This window comes from Vibrio sp. ABH4_348, assembly GCF_056159765.1.
This window is the reverse complement of record NZ_JBSWVW010000002.1, coordinates 99,080-122,682: the sequence shown is the minus strand read 5'-3', so window position 1 is coordinate 122,682 and position 23,603 is coordinate 99,080. Positions and strand designations below refer to the sequence as shown.

Here is a 23,603-nt window from a genome sequence, read left to right as displayed (position 1 = left end):
TAACGGCAATGGGACGTTATTATACGGGGAATTCTAGTAACCTTCAGCTTCAAATGTAGTGATAGCGTTAGCAAAGGCTGCTATACTCCAGCGCCTTTTATTTTGGAACCCACTGCCATGACTATTAAATCTGAAATTCAGCGACTCAAAAGTCGTCTCGATCGTTGTCAACACAAGCTGAATGCAGCACAAGCTCGTGGTGATTCCCCAATGATTACTCAGTTTACCGATGAGTTAGACAAGTTGAACAAAAAACTTCGTCAACTAGAAGGCAAGCAAAGTTACGATCTAAACAAAGAAAGAAAAGCACTACTTGATATGCCATTCTCGCGCGAAATCACCAAACAAGAGCAAGCGGATATGGGTAAGCTTAAAAAATCAGTGCGCGGTTTGGTCGTAGTTCACCCTCTTACCAAATTGGGTAAAGAGCTGAGACTAGAAGCTGTGACTGGATTCGCTCCTAAAAAATTCTAATTTTATCTGACGGCCGTCGATAAGATAAATAGCTCATCAGAGATAAAGAAGCCCCTATGCAATCATATTGCATAGGGGCTTGTTTTTCCTTAATTAAATTCTCGCGCAGATGTACTCAAACCGAGCTTTTGACGTGAAATAGGCTGGCTCCCATGCCAACAAAAAGACCACCGCTAATTCTGTGGAACCATTTTATCTTATTGGTATTGCTAAAGAATCCTTTGGCTTTAGTCGCCATGAATCCATAACTAAATAAAGATAAGAATGAAAACGCCATAAAGATCCCAGTCATTAACGAAAACTGAGGCATAATGGGCTGAGTTGTATCCAAGAACTGTGGAAACAAAGCGGCAAAAAAGATAATGGGTTTAGGGTTGGTTACTGCAACGAACAGTCCTTCGTGAAAATACTTCACGGTCGACTTTGGGGTTTTGAGCTCAGCGTTTATTTCGTCGGGCGATGATGGCGTGGTCAAAAATAACCGGATGCCTAGATAGATCAAATAACAGGCCCCCACTACTTTAACTGCAGTAAACAATGGGGCAGAAGCTAGCAGTATGGCACTCAGTCCGCTGATAGAAAGGGACGATAGGACAAGCAGCCCAATAATGTTTCCCAATGCCGAAGCGACCACATACTTTATGCCGTGCATGGCTCCGTTGTACATAGACAAAAACACGGCAGGGCCAGGGCTGATAATGTAGAAAAATGAAATCAGACAGTAGATTAGCAGAGTATCAATATTCACAACTCCTCCTTGAATTGGAAACGTACATTTCTGTAGCGCTAGATGCACCTAATAACGTTCTCACTTGATAACTCTAAATATAACGCCAGCCTAAGCTGTTTTCAATTGCTTCACTTCTTTGTCAAAGACCTAGAAATGACTTGTCATTACCTTGCTCTGCTGTTTTGGGGTCGAGATGCTTCAGAATATGTAGCTCTATATTCCATATCTTGAATTTACTTGGGGATATTGGTTCGAAACTTTCGATGTTCTCTATCAAAGTCGACGGTTTAAAGCTGTAGAGTCAATTGGTAAAACTAATAAAACAATAGAACCTATAAAAACGATTGTGCTAGAACTAATAGAGCCCCAGCTGGCTAATCGAAGTTAAAAAATATCAGGGAAAGATATGTCAGATAGAAAAGTACTGGTACTTTATGCGCACCCAGCGTCAGAACGCAGTGAAGTTAACTCAGTTTTGGTGAGTAAAATTGGCGAACTTCCATTTGTTACCTTGGTTGACCTATATGCCGAATACCCAAATTATCATATTGATATCGACAAGGAACAAAAACGACTGAAAGACCATGATGTCATAGTGTTCCAGTTTCCACTCTATTGGTACTCGACGCCTGCAATATTGAAAGAATGGCAAGATCTGGTTCTCGAATATGGCTTCGCCTATGGTCATGATGGTATTGAACTAAAGGGTAAGCATTTTCTCTGTGCCATTACTGCCGGTGGTAAAGAGGATGCCTACCGTTCGGAAGGTTACAACCATTTTACGATTAGAGAGTTGCTACAACCGCTTGAACAGATGGCAAATCTCACTGGAATGATATATCTGCCACCATTTGCTCTGTTTGGTGCAAGAACGGCGTTAGAGGAAGATCGAGTTGGACAGCATTCTGAAGACTATGTAAACGTTCTCGAAGCCCTAAATGATTCATCGGTCGACCTAAACAGCTATGTTGATTTACCTTTGATGCCAAAAAAGTCTGATGTATCGGGAGCATTTGAGTTATGACAGTTTATTTTCTGCAAGCTTTTATCTACTTGGTTGCGGCCGTTATCGCCGTACCTATTGCAAAGCGATTAGGTCTTGGCTCGGTTCTAGGCTATTTAATAGCAGGTGTCGTTATCGGGCCGATTATTGGATTGGTTGGTGATGAAACGGTCAAAATTCAGCACTTCGCGGAATTTGGTGTCGTCATGATGTTGTTCTTAGTAGGGCTAGAGCTAGAGCCTAAAATGCTGTGGAACATGAAGCACAAACTACTTGGTTTGGGCGGATTACAAGTTGGTCTAACTGCGGCGTCAGTGACGGCGATTTCGTTCAGTCTGGGATTAGACCTGCAACTTTCAATCGCGATAGGTTTAATATTCTCGCTGTCTTCTACTGCAATTGTTTTGCAAACGCTCAATGAAAAAGGATTAACCAAGTCAGAAGGCGGCAAAAACGCGTTCTCGGTTTTGCTTTTTCAAGACATTGCTGTCATCCCTATGTTGGCCTTTATTCCGTTACTCGCGATTCCTGAATTAATGGAAGCAGCGAAGAACCTGGAAACCAGCGCAGATCACCATGAAAACCTCAGTCTAGTAGCTGGATTGCCGGGCTGGGTTTACGGTTTAGTAATTACGGGTTCTATCATTGGCTTAGTTGTCGCGGGTCATTACCTTAGTCGTCCGCTATTTAAGTTTGTTGCGTCGTCAGGCCTGCGTGAAATATTTACCGCAACTGCATTGATGTTAGTGATGGGTATTGCTGCATTAATGGGATTGATTGGCTTATCTCCGGCCCTTGGCGCTTTCTTAGCTGGAGTTGTGCTGGCAAATAGTGAATTTAGGCATGAGCTTGAATCCAATATTGAGCCGTTTAAAGGTCTGTTGCTGGGGCTGTTTTTCATTACCGTAGGCGCGGGGATAGACTTTCAACTATTGATTGCCGAAGTTGATGTTATTCTTGCTGCCACGATTGGTGTAATTCTGCTAAAAGCTCTAATTTTATTTCTGCTAGCCCTTATCTTTCGAATCAAGGGAAGTGATAGGTGGTTGTTTACGCTCAGCTTGGCTCAGGCAGGTGAATTTGGCTTCGTTTTACTGAGTTTCTCAAGCCAGAACCATGTCCTCCCTCAAGCACTTTCCCAGACTTTGGCTATGGTCGTCGCTTTGTCTATGTTCCTGACTCCTGGTTTATTTATCTTTTTTGATAAGGTGATTTTGCCTCGATTTACCAGTAAATCGAATGACAGAGAACCCGATCAAATCGAAGAAACAGGTACAGTAATCGTTGCTGGTGCCGGTCGTTTTGGTCAGATTGTAAACCGACTATTAGTATTGAATGGCGTAAAAACCGTGGTGCTTGATCAAGATTCTTCTCAAGTAGATACATTAAGAAAATTCAAAGCCAAAGCGTATTTTGGCGATGCTTCTAAACCAGACTTGCTACATACGGCTGGCATTGAAGACGCATCAATGCTGGTTGTGGCAATCGACAACAGAGAGGTTGGAGTTGAGCTGGTGAAGTACGTGAAACATAGCTACCCCAAGGTGAAAGTCTTAGCTAGAGCCTTTGACCGTGGCCATGGTTACCAACTGCGTCAAGCCGGTGCGGATGTCATTGAATCAGAGACCTATCACTCAGCATTAGAACTCGGAGCTTCAGCGCTTCGAGAGTCCGGAGTTCATCCATTTACTGTTGAGCAGCAAAAGACCTCATTCTTACATGTTGAACGTGAGCAATCTGACAAGCTTTATCAGGGCTGGCTTGATGAATCTTCTGGCGATGAACGTTTTGATAATAACTATAGAAAGCTATTCAGTGAACTTGAAGAGCTATTAAAACAGCGTATTGCTAAGAGTCGATCTTCCGAAGAGTCACGATTTGAAAGGGGCTGGACGCCTCCTCCTAAGGGTTACGCTGACAAACTCGATGATTAGTTCTGAAGTAGATAGAGTCATTTCGAACGAGGTGGCTCAAATTTCTATCTTTGTCGATTGAGTTCAAATGAGTAAAACCCCCAAAGGGCGGAGTAGTGTCTGACTTTTCCTATATTTCCTTCTGACATTGCTTTACTCAGTTCAACTGTTAGTTCGGCAATAGCGTTTGAATTGGGATGAGAGGGGGCCTTGTTAGCGGGTGTGAATAGAAGATCAGTTGCATTGTCATCAAATACGGTATTTTGGTGTTGTGAACTCGAATCTGTATAGCGTTTGTCAATCATAAGCCCCTCCCAACGACTATCAGTAGAAAAAACGGTAAACCGAATTTTGTGGTCGACCAAATTGCAACTGAATGCATTTACATTTAAATGTAGCACATGTTAACTAAGTGTTAATTATGCGCTATGGTCGATGTTCACAAAGCCATTGCCTATGTCTTGCGGAGCGTCAGTTATGGTTCTAATGTATGAAAAATAGACAGAATTTACCAACTAGTTGGTTGGGATTTCGTTAGCCTGAAGTATTTACTACCAATAACTAACGTATTCTCGTCCAGAGGAGAGAAGTGGTAATGACACAAACAAATTCAAATGCATTGGGGCAAAAATATACCCTTCCTGAAGACTCTAAATTGAATCGTGACAATTTTGTATTTGGTGTTGCAACGTCAGCTTATCAAATAGAAGGAGGGGCGGCTTTAGGTGGTCGGACACCTTCGATTTGGGATACATTTTGTCGCCAGCCCGGAGCTGTAGATAACCAAGAAAATGGTGACGTTGCATGCGACCACTACCACCTGTGGAAACAAGACATTCAACTGATTAAAGAGCTGGGCGTTGATGCTTACCGGTTTTCCATGTCTTGGTCGCGAATTATACCAAGAGAAGGTGAAGTTAATCGGGAAGGCCTGCTGTTTTACAAAAACATTATAGATGAATGCCATAAAAATGGGCTAAAGGTCTTTGTCACACTCTACCATTGGGACCTACCTCAGTATTTGGAAGACAAAGGGGGCTGGCTCAATCGCGAAACTGCTTATAAATTTCAACATTATGCGTCTGTGGTAAGTGAATTTTTTGGCGATGACATCGACTCCTACGCGACGCTCAATGAACCATTTTGTGCCGCTTACATGGGCTATCGATATGGCATTCATGCACCAGGGATAAAAGGCGAGCAAAGCGGATTTTTGGCCTCTCACCATCTTATGTTGGCTCACGGCTTAGGCGTAAAAGCCATCAGAAAACACGTCTCTACTTCGGACGTTGGTTGCGTGTTTAACGCAACGCCGGCTTACCCTGATTCTGCTAAAGATAGACATGCCGCAAGTTACCACAACGCTGAGGACCACTTTTGGTTTATTGACCCAGCTTTGTTAGGTCGTTACCCACCAGAGGTTCTGAAAAACCTAAAATCCCACCAGCCAATGATATTGCAGGGTGATTTGGAGATCATTAATCAACCACTCGATTTTATGGGGCTCAATTTTTACACGCGCACAGTGGTTAAGTACGACGCCGAAGGTGATATCACGGATGTACCTCAACCCCAAGCCGAACATACATATATTGGCTGGGAAATCTTCCCACAGGCGCTGACCGACCTCTTGCTCAATCTAAAATCTCGTTATCCGAATTTGCCACCCATTTACATAACTGAAAATGGTGCTGCTGGTGAGGATGAAAAAGTAGGGGAGATAGTAGAAGACGAGCAGCGAGTTCGCTATTTCCAGCAACATTTAACCGCAGTTGATAATGCAATAGAGCAGGGTGTCGACATTCGCGGCTACTTTGCGTGGAGTTTGATGGACAACTTTGAATGGTCGTTTGGATATACTCAGCGTTTTGGCATTGTCCATGTGGATTTTGAAACCCAGAAACGCACGCTTAAACGCAGCGCGATTTGTTATCAAGAGTTCTTAAAAAAACGAAGTAAGTCAGGTAAGTAATCTGTGTTTCTAGAGAGTTAGCATTGAACGCTAACTCTCTGCTTGCCTATACATAACTAGTTAGTCAGTGACAACAAGTTGGATTTGAACTCATCGACACAATATTCAGCGGCCAGCTGTAGTTCAGTTTTGAGTAACTGAGCATCATTCGCTAGCAACTGATCGTAAGTTGGTGAACTTGCGGTTTCTTCTGGAAAACGTCGACATTCTCCTTCGGCAATTACACTTTGTGTTTGCGTGTCGACGAGGCGCAGATTGGCCGCGTATTGCACACTGTAGTTACTGTAGTTTGTAACGAAATGACCGAACTTCCAAACCGTGGTCTCAATATCTAACACCAAGTCACTCGCAGCATGAGTTTCTGAAATCTTACTGGTGCTAGTCGTGTCAATAGTTGGAAAACCATCCGATTTTATCGAGTAACCAAATTGGCCAGACAACGCATCTTTTAACTGGGTCTTAATATAATTGGCTGGGTCTTCTATTTGATGCTCTTGGACCAACTCGTTACCTGCAGAGACCATACCAAATACACCAATTACTCCCAACATTCCTTTGCCAGCGGTTTGAGCCATAAAGTCTGGCTTTTCTCGATTGGTGACGGATATTGACTGATAGTTCTTTTCGGTGAGTTGTTGGCTTGTTATTGGTAAATGTGTGGTGCTTGAACACCCAGCCATCAGACCAAAAAGCGGTAGAGCGAGTAAAATCTTTTTCACGTTAACGTCCTTATGCAGTGCAAATGTCTTTTGAGCAAATCTACATAACGAGCTGAAAAAAAGAATCAAAACACAGAAGCTTTCCGTGTGATAACGCAATTTAAGGTTTCGTTACAAAAGTACTAGTGACGCCGGTGGTAGGTCAGCTAACAAAATCCACGCCCTAGGTATTAATTTCCTTCCAAAATCGGTTGAGGACATCGCGACTCGCTTGTAGTTGCTCGATCTTCTCGTTCGTTTTGGCTATTTCAGTTTGCAAAACTAAACGTAATTCGTCACAGGGTTCGAATATCGGATGGTCGCCTCGAATACATGGAAGAAACTGCAAAATGGTATCAAGTGTCATGCCTGCCGAATTGAGCAGTTTGATCCGATTTATGATAAGCACATCGTTTTCTGTGTAATAGCGATAACCGGATGTATCTCGCCGAGGAGAGAGAAGCTTTTGCTCTTCGTAATATCTAAGCATTCTTATGCTAACGTCGGTTAATTGTGAAAGTTGCCCAATCTTCATTTTATCTCTTGACCCTAACAGTACTGTCAGACTTTATGCTAACTCTCCAACGCAAACGACGCAATTTGGAGCGCGCTAAATGAATGTTGAAAGTCACACACCGATGAAAGATTTATCTAACAATGGCTTAAAAAGATATTGGCTTAATGGAATTGAAGTAAACAATGATGTTTTGAACGAGAGGGCGTTTGCTGGATTTGCTCACTTTACCTCTTTTCAAGTAAGGCAAAGTAAAGTTAAGGGCTGGGATTTGCACCTAGAAAGACTACGGAGCGCATCACTAGAGTTGTTTGGAAAGGCCCTGTCCGATTCTACGATTACCGAGCAACTGCAAACAACACTGGAAAACTCAAATAAAAATATGTCAGTTTCAATTGTCGTTTTTCCACAAGGTGGGGAGTTTACAAAAGACAGCTTAAACAGCCGACTCCAGTTGTTGATAAAAACTGATGGACCTACGTCGGGTCCGACCGGCCCATTGTCGCTGAAGTCGTTTGAACATCAACGTCCTATGCCGCACGTCAAACATGTTGGTGAGGTTGGTAAAACGTTTTACCTCCACCAAGCGGTAAAACAAGGCTTTGATGATGCTGTTTTTGTAGATACTAACGACCGAATTAGTGAAGCAAGTATCTGGAACTTAGCATTTTGGGATGGAACAAATGTGATTTGGCCTAGGGCCAATATACTTAATGGCACTATGCAAAGCCTCGTCAAGCGCAAGCTGGATGAGTGTGGCGCACCTTATCAAATTCGAGATGTGTCAGTTTCTGATTTAGAAAGTTATGAGGGTGCCGTCGTCATGAACTCGTGGTCTCCAGCAATCGCGATCAGCAAAATTGACGATTGCTCTTTCTCGCGTTCAGACAAGCTTGAAGCACGCCTAAAGCGTGCCTATGAATCAGAACCTTACCTAACAATTGGCTAACGCAAATAAAAAAATTATTTTGAAGTTCGTGACGTTTCAATCAAAGCTCAAAACAGCTAATTAGATCCCACAAAATTCGGAAATAGTTGTAACGCATTGAATTAAAGCTGGTCTAGTTGTGTCCTTTCTATTGGCAATGTCAAACGAACTCAATTAAACGAGGTTGATGAAGATTCCACGCGTAATTGTGTGGCGCAGGAATCTTTTTTTCTCGTCGCTATTAGTCTATGTCTTATATGTGTAACTCGAAGCATATGTGATAAGAATGACGATATCCAAAAAGATTAAGTCTGTTTATTTGTACACCACATTTATTGTGTTGACGATGATATCCGCTATCTCATGGCAGGCAAATCAAACGCTAAAACAGAGCCAATATCGTCACATTGAGAATGAAGCTCAATTGCTGATGACGCTCATCGAAAGAAATCTATTTGAACGTGTGAATGATGTTCAAGCTTTTCCTTCTTCACTGGGAGAAATATCTGAAGAGCGCACCCTTGCGTATGCTGCCTCTAGCGTTCAGATGCAGAAAAACCTAAACAGCTTTGTTGAAAACTACAAAGTGTACCGACGGATCATTGTATTGGATAACTCTGGACGTATCTTGGCACACAGCACAAGAAACGCCAAAGGAAAGACGTTACAGACGTTGGCCATCACCGCTGATGAAGTTGCAAACAGTGAATGGTTTCAGGCGCTTATGGCTCATCAGGGGATTGGCCGCCAAAGGACTGGAGATACATTTGTAGTGGGACCTGAGCGAGGGTTAATCGATCAGCTCGATAAAAGTTACGATATGCTTTACGGACGAGTACTGTATGACATAGAAGGACGAACGGTCGGCGCGTGGGTAAATGTAGTCGATTTTTCTGTGGTTGAAGACCTAGTACAGCAAGAGCATCACAAACTCGCCGAGTCAGGGTGGCCGAACGCGTCAATTAACATTATAGATTCCACTGGTCACCTGATTAGCGCTTACGATCCGTTAGGGCAGGTGCAATCGACTTATAGTCGTGATTTTGATGTCCTTCAGCAGCAATATACGTTACCTCAAGAGTTGGTGACCTCTATGGTCGCAGGACTATCCGGAGCTGAAGTCTTTTTAAAGCGAGGTAAAGAGCTACTTGCTGGGTATGCTCATAGTCAACCCATACATGACTACCCTGGTATGGGCTGGTCGGTACTACTCAGTGTTCCCTCGCAATCTGCTTTTAAAGCCTCAGATTCGTTGATTCAACAAGTTGTATTTGTGTGTTTAATCGCCATTCTGATGACGCTGGTCGCGACCACTATTTTGTCCAAAACAATTATCACTCCTTTGTCGAGTCTTACTCGCGACATTTGGAAGATACTCGGAATCGATAAGCCTGATGATGTTCAGCAGTTGAGTGAGATTGATAGTATCGAGTTGGCTATCTCACGCACTGAAGACAAGATTAAAGGTTTAACTGAAGACAACCAGACCCTAGTTGAGCGCAGTCATTCTTTGAACTTGATGAAACGTGCGATGGACGCTCTCAATATTGGTGTAGCGATAAGCGATCCGAATCAAACTGACAATCCAATCGTTTATGTGAATCGCGCGTTTGAAAGGAACACGGGGTACTTTAGTGAAGAAATTGTCGGTAAGAATTGTCGGGTACTACAAGGACAAGATACAGAGCAAGCCGGACTTGATGTTATTCGGCTATCTATTCGAGACGGTAAGGCGTGTTCTGTAAAAGTACGCAATTACAAAAAAGATGGCGGTTTGTTTTACAACAACCTTCACCTCGCCCCAATCTATCAGGAGGATGGTTCAGTTTCCCACTACATCGGCGCTCAAATTGATATCACCGAAGATAAAAGACAGCTCGACAAACAGACGACCCAACTAGAAAACAAAATCCATGAAGTGTCGAAGCAGAGCAAAGAATCAGAGAGTCGTCTACGAGCCGTATTTGACACTGCACTAGATGGAACCGTAATAGTCAGTGATACCGGGCGTATTATTGATACCAACCGCTCGTTTGAAATCATTTTTGGGGTTCAGCGGAGTACTATAGTCGGTCGCAGTATTGATTGCGTTCTGCCAAGATATTTATTCACAGATCCGGAAACAGAAATTAACCCACTGATTGTTAGCGACCATTCATCCGTTGGGCAAATTCAGGAGTCATTAGGCATTCATCGCCTCGGCCGTCAGTTTCCCGTCGAAGTCTCGGTGGGTCGAATCAAGGTAGGAGACAACACTGCTTACGTTGGAATGGTCAGGGATATTACAGAACAGGTCGCCACAAGAGAACGAGAACAACTTTTCGAAAAAGAACGTGAAGAATTGCTTCGCGGAATTAAGTTGGCCTCTGATGCGGGTGGAGTGTGTAACTGGACCTTCGATTTAGCTTCAAATGAACTCACCTGGGACGATGGAATGTACGCTATGTACGACGTGCCTCCTGGTGAGGATGTGAACTACGAAACATGGCGCAGTCGAGTACATCCAGCCGATTTGGATGAAGCAGAAAAAAACCTAAACCAATCAATTGAAAACAAACAGAGTTTTCAGTCGGTATTTAGAATCCTCGTTAAGGAAAAATCTGAGTTGCGTTGGGTAAGGGCCGCCGCCGATGTAATCACGGATGAAGAGACTCACACGGTTAGAATGTACGGAACCAATATTGATATTACCGAGGAAAGGCTGACTCAAATTGAGCTAGAAAAAGAAAGTAAAGCCGCCAACCAGGCAAGCCAAGCAAAATCCAGGTTTTTAGCCACCATGAGTCACGAAATTCGCACGCCTATGAACGGTGTCGTAGGCTTGGTTGATCTCCTCAAAGATACCGCGTTATCGCCCGAACAGTTTCGCATGGTGTCAACGATTCGCGATTCCTCGTTCTCACTTCTCGAAATCATCAATGACATTTTGGACTTTTCCAAAATTGAAGCCGGGCAGATGGAGATCGAGCTGAGCGAGCACAATGTGTTAGATGTCATTGAAAATACCGTCGAGTCTCTAAGGATGACAGCACTCAACAAAGGGCTTTGTTTGTACATTGAACATGATTTCAATTGTCCCAAAGCTATGCTGGTGGATTCCGTCAAGATTCGACAGGTGCTAATGAATTTGCTCGGTAATGCCATTAAATTTACTGACTCTGAGTATCAACAGGGCAGTGTCATTGTTAAAACCGAATATGACTCCACAGATCTTTCTTTTACCTTCTCTGTAATTGACAACGGCATCGGGATGACCATCGAGCAAATGAGTCAGCTATTTTTACCGTTTACTCAAGCTGACTCGTCAACGACGCGAAAATTTGGTGGCACAGGGCTGGGTTTATCAATAACCAAGTCTTTGATCGAAATAATGCATGGTGCCATTGATATCGATAGTGAACCCGGGCAAGGCAGTCGTTTTAGCGTGAGAATTCCCGTCGATTTGACGCGAGAAGAAATACCGTATTATGACCTGGCTGATTTGCCGAAAGGAGTTGAGCTCAACATCATCGACGACGAACTGGCTCGTATTATAGAGCAAAGCCTGACTACGCTTGGTGTAAAAGTTTGGAATAAAGAAGAAAAGAATGGGGAAACGCAAAGTGATTCGATTTTAATTACCGATTGCGCCTCTGGCTTAGGCATGAGTGAAAGAAGCACACTTCATTTGGTAAGACATTACTCCGAAGATACCGACCAGTACAAAAACGAAAGTACAGTACTCGCTTATCCGTTAAGGCCCACTGAGTTGATTTCCAATCTATTGCAGTTGAGTGGAATGACGTTGGCTGAAGCTAATGTTGAACTGTTTGACAGCTCGATAGACACACAAGACATGTTATTCCCAGACGATGTAACCGTGCTGTGCGCCGAAGATCAACCCACCAATCAATTAGTGTTGTCAGGGCAACTCAAGCGGCTAGGTTTGAAATATGAGATGAAAGATAACGGGGTACAGGCGTATGAAGCGTGGAGATCAGGCAATTACCCTATCATTCTTACGGACTGCCACATGCCAGAAATGGATGGCTTTGAACTTACCAAAAAAATAAGAGAGTCAGAGGCGAGTATGAGTGCCGCCGAGACCATCATTATTGCTATCACGGCTAATGCAATATCCGGCGAAGCGGAAAATTGCAAACAACAGGGTATGAATGATTACATTCCAAAGCCTGTTGAACTAGATACGCTGAAATCAGTGTTGTTCCCTTGGCTTCAATCAATGTCGAAAACAAGTGAAAAATTATTGAATAATGACGAAAATCAGCCGCCAAAAAGCCTTGAATCAAAACAGACACTTGAACCTGCCAAAGACTGGCTTGAACTGGATACGTTACGTTCGATTGTAGGTATCGATGACGAAGAGCTGTTTAAAGATGTGCTGTCAGTATTTTGGGAAAGTATGCTCTCTGACATGTGTAAGCTTGAAACTGCTATTGAAAATCAAGACTGTGAACTGGTGAGAAAGTTAGCACACGGCATTAAAGGCTCCGCCGCATCCAGTGGCTTACCGAGATTCTCTCTGCTTTGGAAGGAGATTGAGATCAATCATCAAGATCTCAGGGTGGTTGAAGAGACGTTAACAGAGGCCAAAAGTGCGTTGCTTGAAGTGGAGCAAGAGTTAGAGAACATGGGTATTAAAACGGATATCGAGACGCGAACTCTGATTTCAGTCTAGGGTTGGTTGGCAAAAATAGGGAACGGTTATGTATCACTTTTCAAAACTGAGCGTTGTTGTCTATTACGACTCCAATGAAGTATTGGACATCATCGAACAGATCTTACAGCCACTATTCAGTAACTTATACAAAGTCAACGTTGCCGATGGGCAAGAATCGTTAATTAGTGTGGTCAAACAACAACATGAATCTGTTCTGCATATCTACGCCTTCGAATCTCCAAAGAAATCTCATGAACTGCGTCAACTATTTTTGAAACATAAGGCCGTTAAGCCCCTTCTAGAGCTACCACAAGAATCACTGATTTTGTGTGCCAAATCCGAGAGAAGCCAAGCGTTTGAATACTGCAAAAACAATGAATTTTACAACTACGAAACGATTAAACCTGTTTATGACGTAGGAAGGGTGAGACTTTCGGTTCAAAGAATTGCTGAGTATGTACTTTTGAAACTGGCGATTAAAAGCGTTGAGTTAGAAAAAACAGCTATGATTCAGGATATTGAATCTAGCCATGTCGAACTAGACCAAATCAAGGTTGAACTGGGGCTTCAAAAATCTCAAGCAGACATATTGTTAGACCAACTCTCTCCTACATTACGAGACAAGATTAAGTCAGTCTCCCGAGAACAATGGGATCAAGCATTTTCGAATATCGTCAGTGAGTTTGATGAAAAAACCAAACAAGCGGTTGATGGTATTCTTTCAGATGTCACCATTCAGCCCGAAATAGAAGCGATCAAAACGAGCAATGCTTCTGCGTTTAATCGGATCTCTAAAGCCATCGAGAAATCCAAGCCGCCTCTTAACAATACAAAACCGCTGGTTCTGATAGCCGACGATCAACCTGTGATGCTTAAGATTATTGCCTCAATTCTAGAGCCAAAAGGCTTTAAAGTGGAGAAAGCCAATAACGGTGCCGAGGCGTTGTTAAAAGCAAAGTTAATGGAGCCAAGAGTCATTCTACTGGATATTGATATGCCGGTAATGGATGGTTTTAGAACTTTAGATGCGCTGAAAAAGCTCGATCAAACGGAACAAATTCCAGTGATCATGCTGACCAGTCATTCAGACAAAAATATGTTCAAAGACTGTGTGACCTCCGGCGCACAAGACTACATTGTTAAACCGACTAATGCCGATACCTTATTGACTAAAATAAGCAATGCAATCGATATTGTGCACCCGTGACTTCAAGCCTAGTTTACTTTGAAAAAAACTTTCGGTACTCGCTAGGCGTTAGGCTGATGGCCTTTTTAAACACTCTACGCAGCGCATTCTCATCATTGTAACCGCAAGCACTGACAATCTGACCAAAGGTTAAGTTGGTGGTCTTTAGCAGCATTTGACAGCGTTCGATTCGCGAACGTTGAATGTACTTTTGCGGAGTCTGTCCTAAATAGTCTTGAAAGCGTCGAATTAAGGTGCGACTGCTCATTGCCATATGGCTGGCAAGTTCTTCAATAGTAAACGGCTTAGCTAGATTTTCGTGAATCCACTTTTCTGCTTGGTGGAGAGGATTCGAGGCGTCAACATCAATGGATTGATGATTGCTGCTCCCTTGAATTAAAAGGGTTCGAGCAAACTGCTCACCACAGATTTGGTCAAAAAACTGTTGGCAGTGTTGATACCAGTTAGAGGTGGACACCATTTTTTTTCGGCCAGAATTTTCCGTGTGTTTGATGGGCTCGATTAATCGATTGATCACGCTGTCATTGGTAACCAATGCTGAAAAATGTTCGGCCCTTTGGGATACCCACTGGTAAACGGATTTAAGCTGTGTAGATTCCTTGCTATCCAATTGCGGGTTGATGTGAAAAAACAAAGCCCCACTTTCCACACTACTTTCTAATTTAGCATTTGCGTTTAATATAACGCCATTGGAGCAGACAATAGGCTGCCCCAAAGGTGTTACTAACGAGACATCAAACGGTGTTAACTGAATACTTTTCTGTGCAGAGCGATTGATATTGGCAAACATATCGAGCGGCTGCATTACGGCGCTGGCAAGGCAGCCATCATACCCCACAACATTGATTTGATAGGCCATTCTCAATAGTTCCAATTTGTCCGATTTAGCTGGAAGTTTGGCAGATTTAGCTCAGGTCGACAACCAGTGCCAAAGCTAAACTGTCCATCTGATTAAGAAGTAGTGGATAGTTGGATTATTTATGAAAAAACGAATAGTTGTGACCGGTCTTGGCGTTGTTAGCCCAATTGGTAACGATGTACAAACCGCGTGGGAGAACTGCAAAAACGGTGTTTCTGGAATCACAGAAGTGACTCGCTTCGACGCGAGCGAACTCAAAACACGAATAGCCGGCGAAGTAAAAGGATTTGAGCTGCCTGACATCGTGCCGAAAAAAGACGCAAAAAAAATGGATATTTTTATCCAATATGCGATTGAGGCTACTCGTCAAGCGGTGCAAGACGCGGAGCTGGAAATCAACGATGGTAATGCCGAGCAAATTGGGGTCTCGCTAGGTATAGGAATTGGCGGGCAAACCACGATAGAGAGCAATACATTAATGGTTGAGGAACGCGGAGTAGGACGCCTCTCGCCATTTTTCATTCCTGCCATTTTGCCTAATATGGCTGCAGGGCAAATTTCTCTTATCTTTGGTACAAAAAACTACAATGCAGTGACGTTATCGGCTTGCGCATCCTCAACCCAAGCCATTGGTGACGCTATGCGAATTATAGAAAGAGGCGACGCAAAAGTGATGCTGGCTGGCGGTTCAGAAGGTTCTCTTACCAAGTTATGTATGGCTGGATTTGCGGCCATGAAAGCCATGACAACCAACAATGAAAACCCGGAAGGCGCCAGCCGACCTTATGATAAAAATCGCGATGGTTTTGTGTTCGCTGAAGGTTCAGCAATTCTTGTTTTAGAAGAGCTAGAACACGCACAAGAAAGAGGTGCTCACATTTATTGTGAACTCGCGGGTTATGGCTATAGCTCAGACTCGTTTCATATCTCTTCTCCTACCGTTGAGGGGCAAGCAAGGGCTCTAAAGATGGCGTTGAAAGATGCCAATATGGCGGCTGAAGAAATTGATTATGTCAACACACATGCGACTTCGACGCCTGCTGGCGATATCAATGAACTCGAGGCAGTGAAGTCAGTTTTAGGCGAACATGCAAACAAGGTATCAATCAGCAGTACCAAATCCATGACTGGACATTTGCTTGGCGCAGCTGGCGCGATAGAGACCTTGTTGACGATTAAAGCGATACAAGATGGTTTTGTACCGCCAACAATCAATATTGAAGAGCTAGATCCGGATTGCGATTTGGATGTCACCCCGAACGTGGGCAAAGCGCGCAAAATTTCAGGGGCGCTGAACAATAACTTTGGCTTTGGCGGCACCAATGCTTGCCTCGCACTTAAGGCATTTTCTAATTAATTTGCCCGCACATGTCGCGCAAGTATGCGCGACACTTCTGAGAGCACTTGTGGCTGCTTGCGGTATGCCCACAAACGTTCTCTCGCGGCTCGGCCGGATTCCTCAACGTCAACGATTGGGTTCGGGTAGTCTTTAGCCTGTGAAACCTTGTACATCAAAGATTCCATAGGGCTGATTTCCCATGGTGTATGAATAAACTCGTTCGGCAAGTTGCCAAGTTCTGGAACCCAGCGCCGGATAAAGTTTCCATCTGCGTCATGTTCTATGGAGTTTTTGATTGGGTTGTAAATCCTGATGGTGTTAATGCCTGTAACGCCAGCTTGCATTTGAAATTGGGCGTAATGAATACCGGGTTCGAAGTCGAGGAACAGCCGAGCCAAATGATGCACGCCGCAGCGCCAATCGATATTTAAGTGGTGACACAAAAAGCTCACCAACATGGAGCGCATTCGGAAGTTAATATAACCAGTTTTAATCAAACATCGCATACACGCATCAATGATGGGAATACCGGTAGTACCTTGCTTCCAAGCTTCAAGGTCTTTCTGACTTTCTGTGTGGTCGCGGTACTCATAGCCCAAATAACCTCGGTTTATTGGCCGGTGCTCAATGTCATGTTCACTTTCGAATTTTTGAATAAAATGACAGTGCCAATGAAAACGTGAAGACAAGGCACTTAACGCCCGCCGATATCCCTTCAGATGCCAGTTTTGCAGCAAAATTTGATAAACCTGCCTTATCGAGAGGTTGCCCCAAGCGAGGTAAGGTGAAAGGCGAGAGCAGCTTTCTTGGGCAAGTTGTGGCTTAGAGATGTGCTTTTGGTAGCTCTGACCACGTCCCTCGTAAAAAGAGGATAAGACTTGCCTTGCTGTCGTTTCTCCGCCTTTTTGAAAATTGGGTTCGTCATGTTGCCATGTTTCTGGGATGGAGGGGTGAAAGCCAGCAATAGGAATATTGACCAGTTGGGTGAGGTCAACTTCGACCATGGGTGCACGCATCACTTTTGACCAGTTTTTGTCCCAATTGTCTCGGTCTTTTGCTCCACGGATGACACCTGCATAGGGTGTTTCTTGCCAAATTACGTTGTTTCGCTGGCACCAAGCTTGAACTTGCTTGTCTCGTTCAAATGTCACACCAATACCGACTTCTTGGTGAGAATACAGTGCATGAATTGGATGTAATTGGGTAATATGGTCCAGCACATCTATCATGTCGCCAATGACGATCTCGATACGAGCGCCATGCTCCTGCAAGGTTTTGTTCATATCCTGCAGAGATTGCCAGACGAAACGCCAGTGCCTTTCATCATAGTGCGCGTCGTCCAGCAGCATAGGTTCGAAAACATAAAGTAGAGTGGTTGGTCTTCCTGTATCTATTGCGTCTGCCAGTGGCTGGTGGTCAGCCAATCTGAGATCGCGTTTAAACCAGACAAGGTTGATGGCTTGGGTCATCTTGAGCGATATTGCGTTTGTTTGTATTGGGTTTAGCAATAACCGCGACCAATGTCGAACGTCCGCAGCTTGAGATGTTTGGTTTTTCGACCTGCCACTCTAGCTCGCCAAACTTTAAAAGAGCCTGGCTTCAGTTGGGACCTCATAAAGTCAACTAACTGTGAATGATTGACCTGATAATTGTGAAAAATGGTATCGAAAGCAGTTCTATCTTCCCAAGCCATCTCGATGACGCGGGATTGCTCGTCTTGGCTTAGCAGGTTTAGCGGGTTGCGTTTTGTCACCACAATAACTCTTGGTATCTGTATTTTTACAAAGCCTTACGCGACTCATGTCGGTTACGATCACATCCAATCGAATTTACACTTGGGACAATTGAGCCAAATTTCACTTTCGCCCGTAAAAACTCTCAAATAACACAGTATTTTAGAAGTCATGTCCGCAGGTATTTATTGGTTCACGAACGATCTTAGGGTTGAAGACAATTTAGCGCTTCGTAGAGCCATCCAAACAGAAAACCACCTCTGCTGTATCTACATCATCGATGAAGCACAGTTGTCTCCTAACCGATATCAACTCACGCCTTTGGGGCGTCACCGGCAACGGTTTTTAATGCAATCTTTGGCTGAGTTGGAACAAGCTCTCATTGCACACGGGCAGCGATTGCAGGTTTTTGTTGGCAAAACGGAGCAGGTATTTAAGTCACTATTGAAAGACAAAAACATCGCACGAATTCATGCGAGTGAGAATGCTGGCTGGAATGAAAAGCAGATTATCGATTGGTTAGATCAGAGTGAACGTGTCCAGATAACTCTGTCGCACACCCACACCTTGTACGAGCCAGAAGATCTGCCTTTTGACATTTCTGACTTGCCGGAGACTTTTAGCAAATTCCGAAACAAGGTCGAAAAGAAAAAGTTGGCTCCCAAAGAGTTAATCGTCACTCCCCTTACTTGGCCTGAGCCCTACGACTCAGAAATTATAAAAGCCGCAGCGATGAAGAGTTGGCAAAAAAATACGTTCCCGGACATCGAAAATAGTCAGGCGTCAGAATCCGGCTTCACAGGCGGGTGGCTTGCAGCAGAGCGACACCTTGAGCGCTACTTGTCGAGTAAAGCCGCCTCTAGCTATAAGTTGACGCGAAATGCGCTAGACGATTGGCAATCGTCGACCAAGTTTTCTCCTTGGCTATCCAACGGCAGCCTTTCGGCTTCGCGTGTCATTAGGGAAATTGAGCACTATGAGAGAAAATACGGGGCCAACGATTCTACTTATTGGATCAAATTTGAGCTTTTGTGGCGTGAGTACTTCCAATGGTACAGCCACAAATATGGTCGTTCATTATTTAAGTTTTCGGGTATTAGTGAGCGAAAACCGCTGACATCCTTTTACTCACATCGATTCAAACAATGGTGTCATGGAGAAACCGCCTATCCCATAGTTAATGCCTGTATGAAACAGCTAAACGCCACTGGATATATGTCCAACCGAGGTAGACAATTGGCGGCAAGTTGCTTGATTCACGAATTGCAACTCGACTGGCGTTATGGTGCGGCCTACTTTGAGCAACAACTGGTGGACTATGATGTGGCAAGTAACTGGGGCAATTGGCAGTACTTGGCTGGGGTAGGGGCAGACCCTAGAGGAAGCCGTCAATTTAACCTAGAAAAACAGACCCAGCTCTATGACCCAGAAGGAGAGTTTATCGAGCGATGGGATGGCGTCAGCGATATGAGCAAATCTCAAGATGCGGTCGATTATGTCGATTGGCCCATTCGTGGGTAACATGGTTTAGGTAGCAAAGCTCGGGTAGCAAATCTAGAGTAGAAAGTCGTAAGTAGAAAGTCATGGTCCATAAAAAACTAAAACTTGAAACTAAAGTTTGTCTCACTTGCCAGAGACCGTTCTCATGGCGTAAAAAATGGGAAAAAAACTGGAATGAAGTTAAGTACTGCTCCAAGCGGTGCCGAGGTCAAAAACCTGCCAATGGTGCACTTAGGTGAAAGGTACCTTGTTGCTTTTTATCCAGCTATTTCATAACAGCATTTATGAGGGACCAGCACCACAGTGATGGCAGGTTTCCGGCACAAGGATTTTGCCAAATAGGCCAACACGAACACCATAGGCTTTACCGCAATTCGAACAGGCTAATGAGCTGAGCTTCACGTGCCCATATAAGATACTTCCAGTTAGACCAATCAGAAGAAATATCAGCCCTACTGGCATCAAAACCAGACCGAAGATTAAAACGGTTACGCAAGCAAGCGCGACTTTATAAACTATTCGTTTAGCTTGTAATCTCATCCGCTGCATTCTTTTTGTTATTTAGTTCGATAAGTGTCGGTTCGATGACAACGTTGGTTGGAAACCAAAGTTCTGCCCAACGTTCGCGTTTTACGTCTGCAGGCATAAGCCTTGGAGATACCCGTTTGCTTGCGCCCAAGGTTTGCTGGCCTTCAAATAGAGAGGCAACGACAGCACCGTAGGTAGCGCCTTTTGTTGTGTAGGTTACCGTTACAACTTGTTTACAGCTATCACATTGCAGGAAGTTGGCTTGTCGAGAACCTTGCTTTAGCTTGTTTAGTGGCTCAGCAGTCCGAATACTCAGAGCGCCGTTTGGGTGTGAAAGATAAGACAACTTATGATATTGACAAAATCGGCAATCGCATTCTCTGGGGGACATCGAAGCGATGTCGGAGGGAAGTGTCATCGTTAGCGTAACCTTGCCGCATGTACACTGAGCTGAATAATTCATACAACAGTTACCTCTTGCAGTCTGTGTCTGACGAGAATAAAGGCTCTGAAGAGTGAAAAAAATACTTGGTCACACACTGTCCACTAAATCCGCAAATTCCGCGTGTCAGCTCACGACAACTCCAAAAATAGCGACATATTCATCATTAAAAGTCTGATGTAGCATCGAGCTCGTCGAAGCCTTGTCTGAAGGTCAGTTAACTCTCGTTGAAGCTAGCATCTTGAGGTTACTCGGGTATATAATCGCCGCGCTTAACAGTTACCTTTGCTTGTGGACAAACTCAATGATCGCTAAAAACCAATTAAAATTAATACGAGCTCTTGGGCAAAAAAAACAGCGTAAAGCGCAGAATTTGTTTTTAGTTCAGGGTGAAAAAAACGTATTGGAGTTGGCTTCGAGTGATCTAACAACTCGCGCAATTTTTGCGACCAGTGAATTCTTGCAGCAGCATCGTCAGGCTCTAGACGGTTTTGAATGTACTCAAGCTAGTATGGACGAACTGACGAAAGTCAGTACGCTGGTCAGCAACAACGCCGCAATAGCCATTGTTGATATCCCTGAGTCGTCATTACCAGAACCGAAAGGCTGGGTAATTGCGCTGGATGGTGTATCTGATCCGGGTAACTTAGGAACGATAATTCGCGTAGCCGATTGGTATGGTATCAAACATATTGTTGCCAGCCATGATTGTGCGGATCCGTTTAGCCCTAAAACTGTCAGTGCGACCATGGGAAGCTTTGCGCGAGTGTCTGTGGTTCAAACAGATTTGCCGGAATTCCTAAAACAAGTCGAATTACCAATATACGGCGCGTTTCTTGATGGAACCAGTGTGCACTCGACTCAATTTGAGGATCAAGGCATCTTGCTAATGGGGAGTGAATCTCACGGTATTAGAGAGCAGGCAGAAACGTGTGTGACCGATAAGATTACCATTCCTGCTTTTGGCCAAGCCGAGTCACTGAATGTTGCCATGGCGACGGGAATTATTCTGGATAATATTCGCCGATAATGGGCCTGGACCCATTATCTTGAATGTTTAGCTTTCTCTGTAAACAAGGAGCTCGCCCTTTCCGACGGGTACAAGTGATGTAGACAGGTTATCCTGTCTTTCTACCCATTGAATAAAGCTTTCTAATTCGTGGGCATGTGATGTTGCATTGTCACACACCAATAGCCCCCCTGGTTTTAAAATTTCAAATAGGTTTGGTGCTAAATCGACATATTGAGTTCGGTCAGCATCGAGGAAGATGAAATCGACACTGTGGTCGAAATCTTCCAATACTTCTTCAGCATCTCCTTGAATGTGCTCGACGCGGCTCGATAAGTTCACTTTGTCGAGGTTGTCTTTCGCTTGCTGAATTTTTAAAGCGTCATGTTCGATAGTAAAAATACATCCTCTAGAGGGTAACGCATCGGCTAGCCAAATCGTTGAATAACCATTGGAAGTTCCAATTTCAAGCACATATTGTGCTTTGATTGCTTTAACCAGTACTGATAAAAACTCGCCAGTATCACGAGTGATGTTTAAGTACTTTTTTGATTTGTCAGTTTGTCGTGCATCGTTGATTTCTCCGAGTTGTTCCAGTTCTTCCAATACACGATCAAATTGCATACCGCCTCCGATAAAGTGAATGTATTGAGATAAGTCGAAGATTAACAGTCTAGGGTGTCCTAGCTACAACGTGGGGGCTCGGCTGTTATCATTAACAGACAAATTTGACTTAACTCTGTATTAAGCCGTTAATTTAACAGATCTGAAACAACTATGTATACAAGAGAATGCCAGCCCAGCATTCTCTTCTGTTCGGAGGTAGAAATCGCGACGGTAAAAGCCATCGTTGGGGGCTAACAGTTTACTGTAAGTAAATACGCGGATTTGCGAGTCCCCATAGCGTGTAAAGTTCAGGAAAGATCAGTTCTGAATGCTCTTCCATTTCACCAACCGTTACAGCTTGACCTGATTGTTGTCCAAACAACACCACTTCTTGTCCAGCAAGAACACCTTTGACTTGAGTAACGTCTACCATAGTGGTGTTCATCGAGGTTTTTCCAACCACTGGGGCGCGTTGACCATTAACCACCACCCAAGCGCGATTGCCCATTTTCCTCGGATAGCCATCGGAGTAACCAACCGGCAGGTTGGCCAACACGGAGTCTTTCTGAGTCACAAAGCTACTGTCGTATCCGACCGGCGTATTTTTTGGCACATTGTGCAATGACGCGACTCGGGTCTTAAAAGAGACGATGGATGGAAACTCTGGATTGGTGGGAAGATCCCCATAAATAACACCTCCGGGTCTTACCATGTCCAATTGTGATTCAGGAACATTAAGTGAAGCGTAGGAGTTGGCGACATGGAGCATCACATCGTCCCGTTTGATGGCTGAATTGGCAAATAGCCAATCAGTATTTTCAGTGAAAGAGTTCAGTTTCGCTTTGACTTCATCCGCATCGTAGTTGGGAAAGTGAGTCATGATACCGACAACCTTGATATCTGAGTTATCCGCTAGATTAAGTACCTCCTCTTTACCCTGTTGATTGGACATATCCAGACCATTTCGTGACATGCCACCGTCATTGAGGGCTAAGTGTACTTTAATGGGTTTACCAAGGTTGAGATCGCTGATCGCATTTGCCTGAGCCACACTGCCAACGAGTTCTTCGATGTCAAATTGAGTTGCCGCTTGAATTTCATGGATATTGGCGGAACGCACTCTGATAAGTTGGCCTGTGAAACCACTGTCACGAACTTGCTTGGCTTCGCCGTTACTCGCGACAGCAATACATTCCACACCCAGTTCTAACACGGCCGGCATCAGGCCCAAAATACCATTTCCGTAAGCGTCGGCTTTCATCACCATGCATACTTTAGTCCCCGCCTTTATCTGCTCGCTAAATTGATGAAAGTTGCTCTTAAATTGAGCCAAATTAACTTCGAGCCAAGCATTACTGCGCGTGGCTTGCGCGAGTGCTGGAATTTCTGAATTTAAATTCAATGGGGCGGCGTGAGTGGTTGCGATTCCCCAAATAACGGAAGATACGGCAATGGATAAAACGGCAATCTTTGTTTTCATAACATAAC

Annotated in this window: 22 protein-coding genes; 11 read left to right on the top strand and 11 right to left on the bottom strand. The window is 44.0% G+C overall.

The genetic code is table 11. From position 1 onward, the window contains the following. Positions 1-117: 117 nt before the first annotated feature. On the top strand, positions 118-474 hold the full coding sequence (locus ACXAFJ_RS14120) for a YibL family ribosome-associated protein (protein ID WP_475324296.1): 357 nt from the start codon (positions 118-120) through the stop codon (positions 472-474). 115 nt (positions 475-589) lie between these two features. On the opposite strand, the gene ACXAFJ_RS14115 is transcribed toward ACXAFJ_RS14120, so the two are convergent. Beyond that, on the bottom strand, positions 590-1,222 hold the full coding sequence (locus tag ACXAFJ_RS14115; protein ID WP_475324295.1) for a LysE family translocator: 633 nt from the start codon (positions 1,220-1,222) through the stop codon (positions 590-592). 388 nt (positions 1,223-1,610) lie between these two features. Between ACXAFJ_RS14115 and ACXAFJ_RS14110 the strand changes: the two genes are divergently transcribed. Next, on the top strand, positions 1,611-2,228 hold the full coding sequence (locus tag ACXAFJ_RS14110; protein WP_475324294.1) for an NAD(P)H-dependent oxidoreductase: 618 nt from the start codon (positions 1,611-1,613) through the stop codon (positions 2,226-2,228). Beyond that, positions 2,225-4,141, top strand: a complete 1,917-nt coding sequence (locus ACXAFJ_RS14105; RefSeq protein WP_475324292.1) for a monovalent cation:proton antiporter-2 (CPA2) family protein — start codon at positions 2,225-2,227, stop codon at positions 4,139-4,141. Before ACXAFJ_RS14110 ends, ACXAFJ_RS14105 begins: the two co-directional genes overlap by 4 nt. 44 nt (positions 4,142-4,185) lie before the next feature. Here ACXAFJ_RS14105 and ACXAFJ_RS14100 read toward each other — a convergent pair whose 3' ends face one another. Further along, positions 4,186-4,425 carry a hypothetical protein gene (locus ACXAFJ_RS14100; RefSeq protein ID WP_475324291.1) on the bottom strand — a complete coding sequence of 80 codons (240 nt, stop codon included), beginning with the start codon at positions 4,423-4,425 and terminating at the stop codon, positions 4,186-4,188. 290 nt (positions 4,426-4,715) lie between these two features. On the opposite strand from ACXAFJ_RS14100, the gene ACXAFJ_RS14095 reads away from it, so the two are divergent. Then, the gene (locus tag ACXAFJ_RS14095; RefSeq protein WP_475324290.1) at positions 4,716-6,092 is read left to right on the top strand and encodes a GH1 family beta-glucosidase; all 1,377 of its coding nucleotides are present in this window, start codon (positions 4,716-4,718) and stop codon (positions 6,090-6,092) included. 56 nt (positions 6,093-6,148) lie between these two features. On the opposite strand, the gene ACXAFJ_RS14090 is transcribed toward ACXAFJ_RS14095, so the two are convergent. Both ACXAFJ_RS14090 and ACXAFJ_RS14085 read right to left on the bottom strand, forming a co-directional pair. Beyond that, positions 6,149-6,811 carry a hypothetical protein gene (locus ACXAFJ_RS14090; protein WP_475324288.1) on the bottom strand — a complete coding sequence of 221 codons (663 nt, stop codon included), beginning with the start codon at positions 6,809-6,811 and terminating at the stop codon, positions 6,149-6,151. A 163-nt stretch (positions 6,812-6,974) separates the two neighbouring features. After that, the gene (locus ACXAFJ_RS14085; protein ID WP_475324287.1) at positions 6,975-7,325 is read right to left on the bottom strand and encodes a MerR family transcriptional regulator; all 351 of its coding nucleotides are present in this window, start codon (positions 7,323-7,325) and stop codon (positions 6,975-6,977) included. Between the two features lie 79 nt (positions 7,326-7,404). Here ACXAFJ_RS14085 and ACXAFJ_RS14080 point away from each other — a divergent pair, with 79 nt between their 5' ends. The 3 genes from ACXAFJ_RS14080 (at position 7,405) to ACXAFJ_RS14070 (ending at position 14,099) form a co-directional block, all read left to right on the top strand. Continuing rightward, on the top strand, positions 7,405-8,253 hold the full coding sequence (locus tag ACXAFJ_RS14080) for an aminotransferase class IV (protein ID WP_475324286.1): 849 nt from the start codon (positions 7,405-7,407) through the stop codon (positions 8,251-8,253). Between the two features lie 265 nt (positions 8,254-8,518). Next, positions 8,519-12,910 carry a PAS domain S-box protein gene (locus ACXAFJ_RS14075; protein ID WP_475324284.1) on the top strand — a complete coding sequence of 1,464 codons (4,392 nt, stop codon included), beginning with the start codon at positions 8,519-8,521 and terminating at the stop codon, positions 12,908-12,910. Between the two features lie 28 nt (positions 12,911-12,938). Then, positions 12,939-14,099, top strand: coding sequence for a response regulator (locus ACXAFJ_RS14070; protein WP_475324283.1), 1,161 nt, complete (start codon positions 12,939-12,941; stop codon positions 14,097-14,099). Between the two features lie 13 nt (positions 14,100-14,112). On the opposite strand, the gene ACXAFJ_RS14065 is transcribed toward ACXAFJ_RS14070, so the two are convergent. Then, positions 14,113-14,958 carry an AraC family transcriptional regulator gene (locus tag ACXAFJ_RS14065; RefSeq protein ID WP_475324281.1) on the bottom strand — a complete coding sequence of 282 codons (846 nt, stop codon included), beginning with the start codon at positions 14,956-14,958 and terminating at the stop codon, positions 14,113-14,115. A gap of 121 nt (positions 14,959-15,079) precedes the next feature. On the opposite strand from ACXAFJ_RS14065, the gene fabF reads away from it, so the two are divergent. After that, the gene (fabF, locus tag ACXAFJ_RS14060; protein ID WP_475324280.1) at positions 15,080-16,315 is read left to right on the top strand and encodes a beta-ketoacyl-ACP synthase II; all 1,236 of its coding nucleotides are present in this window, start codon (positions 15,080-15,082) and stop codon (positions 16,313-16,315) included. Here fabF and ACXAFJ_RS14055 read toward each other — a convergent pair. Next, positions 16,312-17,766, bottom strand: a complete 1,455-nt coding sequence (locus ACXAFJ_RS14055) for an FAD-binding domain-containing protein (protein ID WP_475324278.1) — start codon at positions 17,764-17,766, stop codon at positions 16,312-16,314. The two genes, fabF and ACXAFJ_RS14055, sit on opposite strands and share 4 nt — an antisense overlap. Before the next feature lie 32 nt (positions 17,767-17,798). After that, complete coding sequence (locus tag ACXAFJ_RS14050; protein WP_475325752.1) at positions 17,799-18,026, bottom strand: TIGR03643 family protein; 228 nt, start codon at positions 18,024-18,026, stop codon at positions 17,799-17,801. A 175-nt stretch (positions 18,027-18,201) separates the two neighbouring features. On the opposite strand from ACXAFJ_RS14050, the gene ACXAFJ_RS14045 reads away from it, so the two are divergent. Both ACXAFJ_RS14045 and ACXAFJ_RS14040 read left to right on the top strand, forming a co-directional pair. Beyond that, a complete protein-coding gene (locus ACXAFJ_RS14045; RefSeq protein WP_475324277.1) occupies positions 18,202-19,551 on the top strand; it encodes a DASH family cryptochrome in 1,350 nt (449 codons plus the stop codon). A 62-nt stretch (positions 19,552-19,613) separates the two neighbouring features. Then, positions 19,614-19,769 carry a DUF2256 domain-containing protein gene (locus tag ACXAFJ_RS14040; protein WP_475324275.1) on the top strand — a complete coding sequence of 52 codons (156 nt, stop codon included), beginning with the start codon at positions 19,614-19,616 and terminating at the stop codon, positions 19,767-19,769. A 43-nt stretch (positions 19,770-19,812) separates the two neighbouring features. Here ACXAFJ_RS14040 and ACXAFJ_RS14035 read toward each other — a convergent pair whose 3' ends face one another. Next, positions 19,813-20,070, bottom strand: a complete 258-nt coding sequence (locus tag ACXAFJ_RS14035) for a hypothetical protein (protein WP_475324274.1) — start codon at positions 20,068-20,070, stop codon at positions 19,813-19,815. Next, positions 20,054-20,521, bottom strand: a complete 468-nt coding sequence (locus ACXAFJ_RS14030; RefSeq protein ID WP_475324272.1) for a GFA family protein — start codon at positions 20,519-20,521, stop codon at positions 20,054-20,056. The genes ACXAFJ_RS14035 and ACXAFJ_RS14030 overlap by 17 nt, the downstream gene beginning before the upstream one ends. A gap of 283 nt (positions 20,522-20,804) precedes the next feature. Between ACXAFJ_RS14030 and ACXAFJ_RS14025 the strand changes: the two genes are divergently transcribed. Next, a complete protein-coding gene (locus tag ACXAFJ_RS14025; RefSeq protein WP_475324271.1) occupies positions 20,805-21,530 on the top strand; it encodes a TrmH family RNA methyltransferase in 726 nt (241 codons plus the stop codon). A gap of 27 nt (positions 21,531-21,557) precedes the next feature. Here ACXAFJ_RS14025 and ACXAFJ_RS14020 read toward each other — a convergent pair whose 3' ends face one another. Together ACXAFJ_RS14020 and alr are read right to left on the bottom strand one after the other, a co-directional pair. Then, entirely contained in the window at positions 21,558-22,133 is a 576-nt protein-coding gene (locus tag ACXAFJ_RS14020; RefSeq protein WP_475324270.1) for an O-methyltransferase, read from the bottom strand. Positions 22,134-22,374: 241 nt separating this feature from the next. Next, entirely contained in the window at positions 22,375-23,595 is a 1,221-nt protein-coding gene (gene alr, locus ACXAFJ_RS14015; RefSeq protein WP_475324268.1) for an alanine racemase, read from the bottom strand. Between the last annotated feature and the right edge of the window lie 8 nt (positions 23,596-23,603).

What these genes read in the sequence shown, in the direction of transcription:
- ACXAFJ_RS14120 (WP_475324296.1), top strand. Translation starts at nt 118, where the DNA reads ATGACTATTAAATCTGAAATTCAGCGACTCAAAAGTCGTCTCGATCGT.
- ACXAFJ_RS14110 (WP_475324294.1), top strand. Translation starts at nt 1,611, where the DNA reads ATGTCAGATAGAAAAGTACTGGTACTTTATGCGCACCCAGCGTCAGAA.
- ACXAFJ_RS14105 (WP_475324292.1), top strand. Translation starts at nt 2,225, where the DNA reads ATGACAGTTTATTTTCTGCAAGCTTTTATCTACTTGGTTGCGGCCGTT.
- ACXAFJ_RS14100 (WP_475324291.1), bottom strand. Translation starts at nt 4,425, where the DNA reads ATGATTGACAAACGCTATACAGATTCGAGTTCACAACACCAAAATACC.
- ACXAFJ_RS14095 (WP_475324290.1), top strand. Translation starts at nt 4,716, where the DNA reads ATGACACAAACAAATTCAAATGCATTGGGGCAAAAATATACCCTTCCT.
- ACXAFJ_RS14085 (WP_475324287.1), bottom strand. Translation starts at nt 7,325, where the DNA reads ATGAAGATTGGGCAACTTTCACAATTAACCGACGTTAGCATAAGAATG.
- ACXAFJ_RS14080 (WP_475324286.1), top strand. Translation starts at nt 7,405, where the DNA reads ATGAATGTTGAAAGTCACACACCGATGAAAGATTTATCTAACAATGGC.
- ACXAFJ_RS14075 (WP_475324284.1), top strand. Translation starts at nt 8,519, where the DNA reads ATGACGATATCCAAAAAGATTAAGTCTGTTTATTTGTACACCACATTT.
- ACXAFJ_RS14070 (WP_475324283.1), top strand. Translation starts at nt 12,939, where the DNA reads ATGTATCACTTTTCAAAACTGAGCGTTGTTGTCTATTACGACTCCAAT.
- ACXAFJ_RS14065 (WP_475324281.1), bottom strand. Translation starts at nt 14,958, where the DNA reads ATGGCCTATCAAATCAATGTTGTGGGGTATGATGGCTGCCTTGCCAGC.
- fabF (WP_475324280.1), top strand. Translation starts at nt 15,080, where the DNA reads ATGAAAAAACGAATAGTTGTGACCGGTCTTGGCGTTGTTAGCCCAATT.
- ACXAFJ_RS14055 (WP_475324278.1), bottom strand. Translation starts at nt 17,766, where the DNA reads ATGACCCAAGCCATCAACCTTGTCTGGTTTAAACGCGATCTCAGATTG.
- ACXAFJ_RS14045 (WP_475324277.1), top strand. Translation starts at nt 18,202, where the DNA reads ATGTCCGCAGGTATTTATTGGTTCACGAACGATCTTAGGGTTGAAGAC.
- ACXAFJ_RS14040 (WP_475324275.1), top strand. Translation starts at nt 19,614, where the DNA reads ATGGTCCATAAAAAACTAAAACTTGAAACTAAAGTTTGTCTCACTTGC.
- ACXAFJ_RS14035 (WP_475324274.1), bottom strand. Translation starts at nt 20,070, where the DNA reads ATGAGATTACAAGCTAAACGAATAGTTTATAAAGTCGCGCTTGCTTGC.
- ACXAFJ_RS14030 (WP_475324272.1), bottom strand. Translation starts at nt 20,521, where the DNA reads ATGAATTATTCAGCTCAGTGTACATGCGGCAAGGTTACGCTAACGATG.
- ACXAFJ_RS14025 (WP_475324271.1), top strand. Translation starts at nt 20,805, where the DNA reads ATGATCGCTAAAAACCAATTAAAATTAATACGAGCTCTTGGGCAAAAA.
- ACXAFJ_RS14020 (WP_475324270.1), bottom strand. Translation starts at nt 22,133, where the DNA reads ATGCAATTTGATCGTGTATTGGAAGAACTGGAACAACTCGGAGAAATC.
- alr (WP_475324268.1), bottom strand. Translation starts at nt 23,595, where the DNA reads ATGAAAACAAAGATTGCCGTTTTATCCATTGCCGTATCTTCCGTTATT.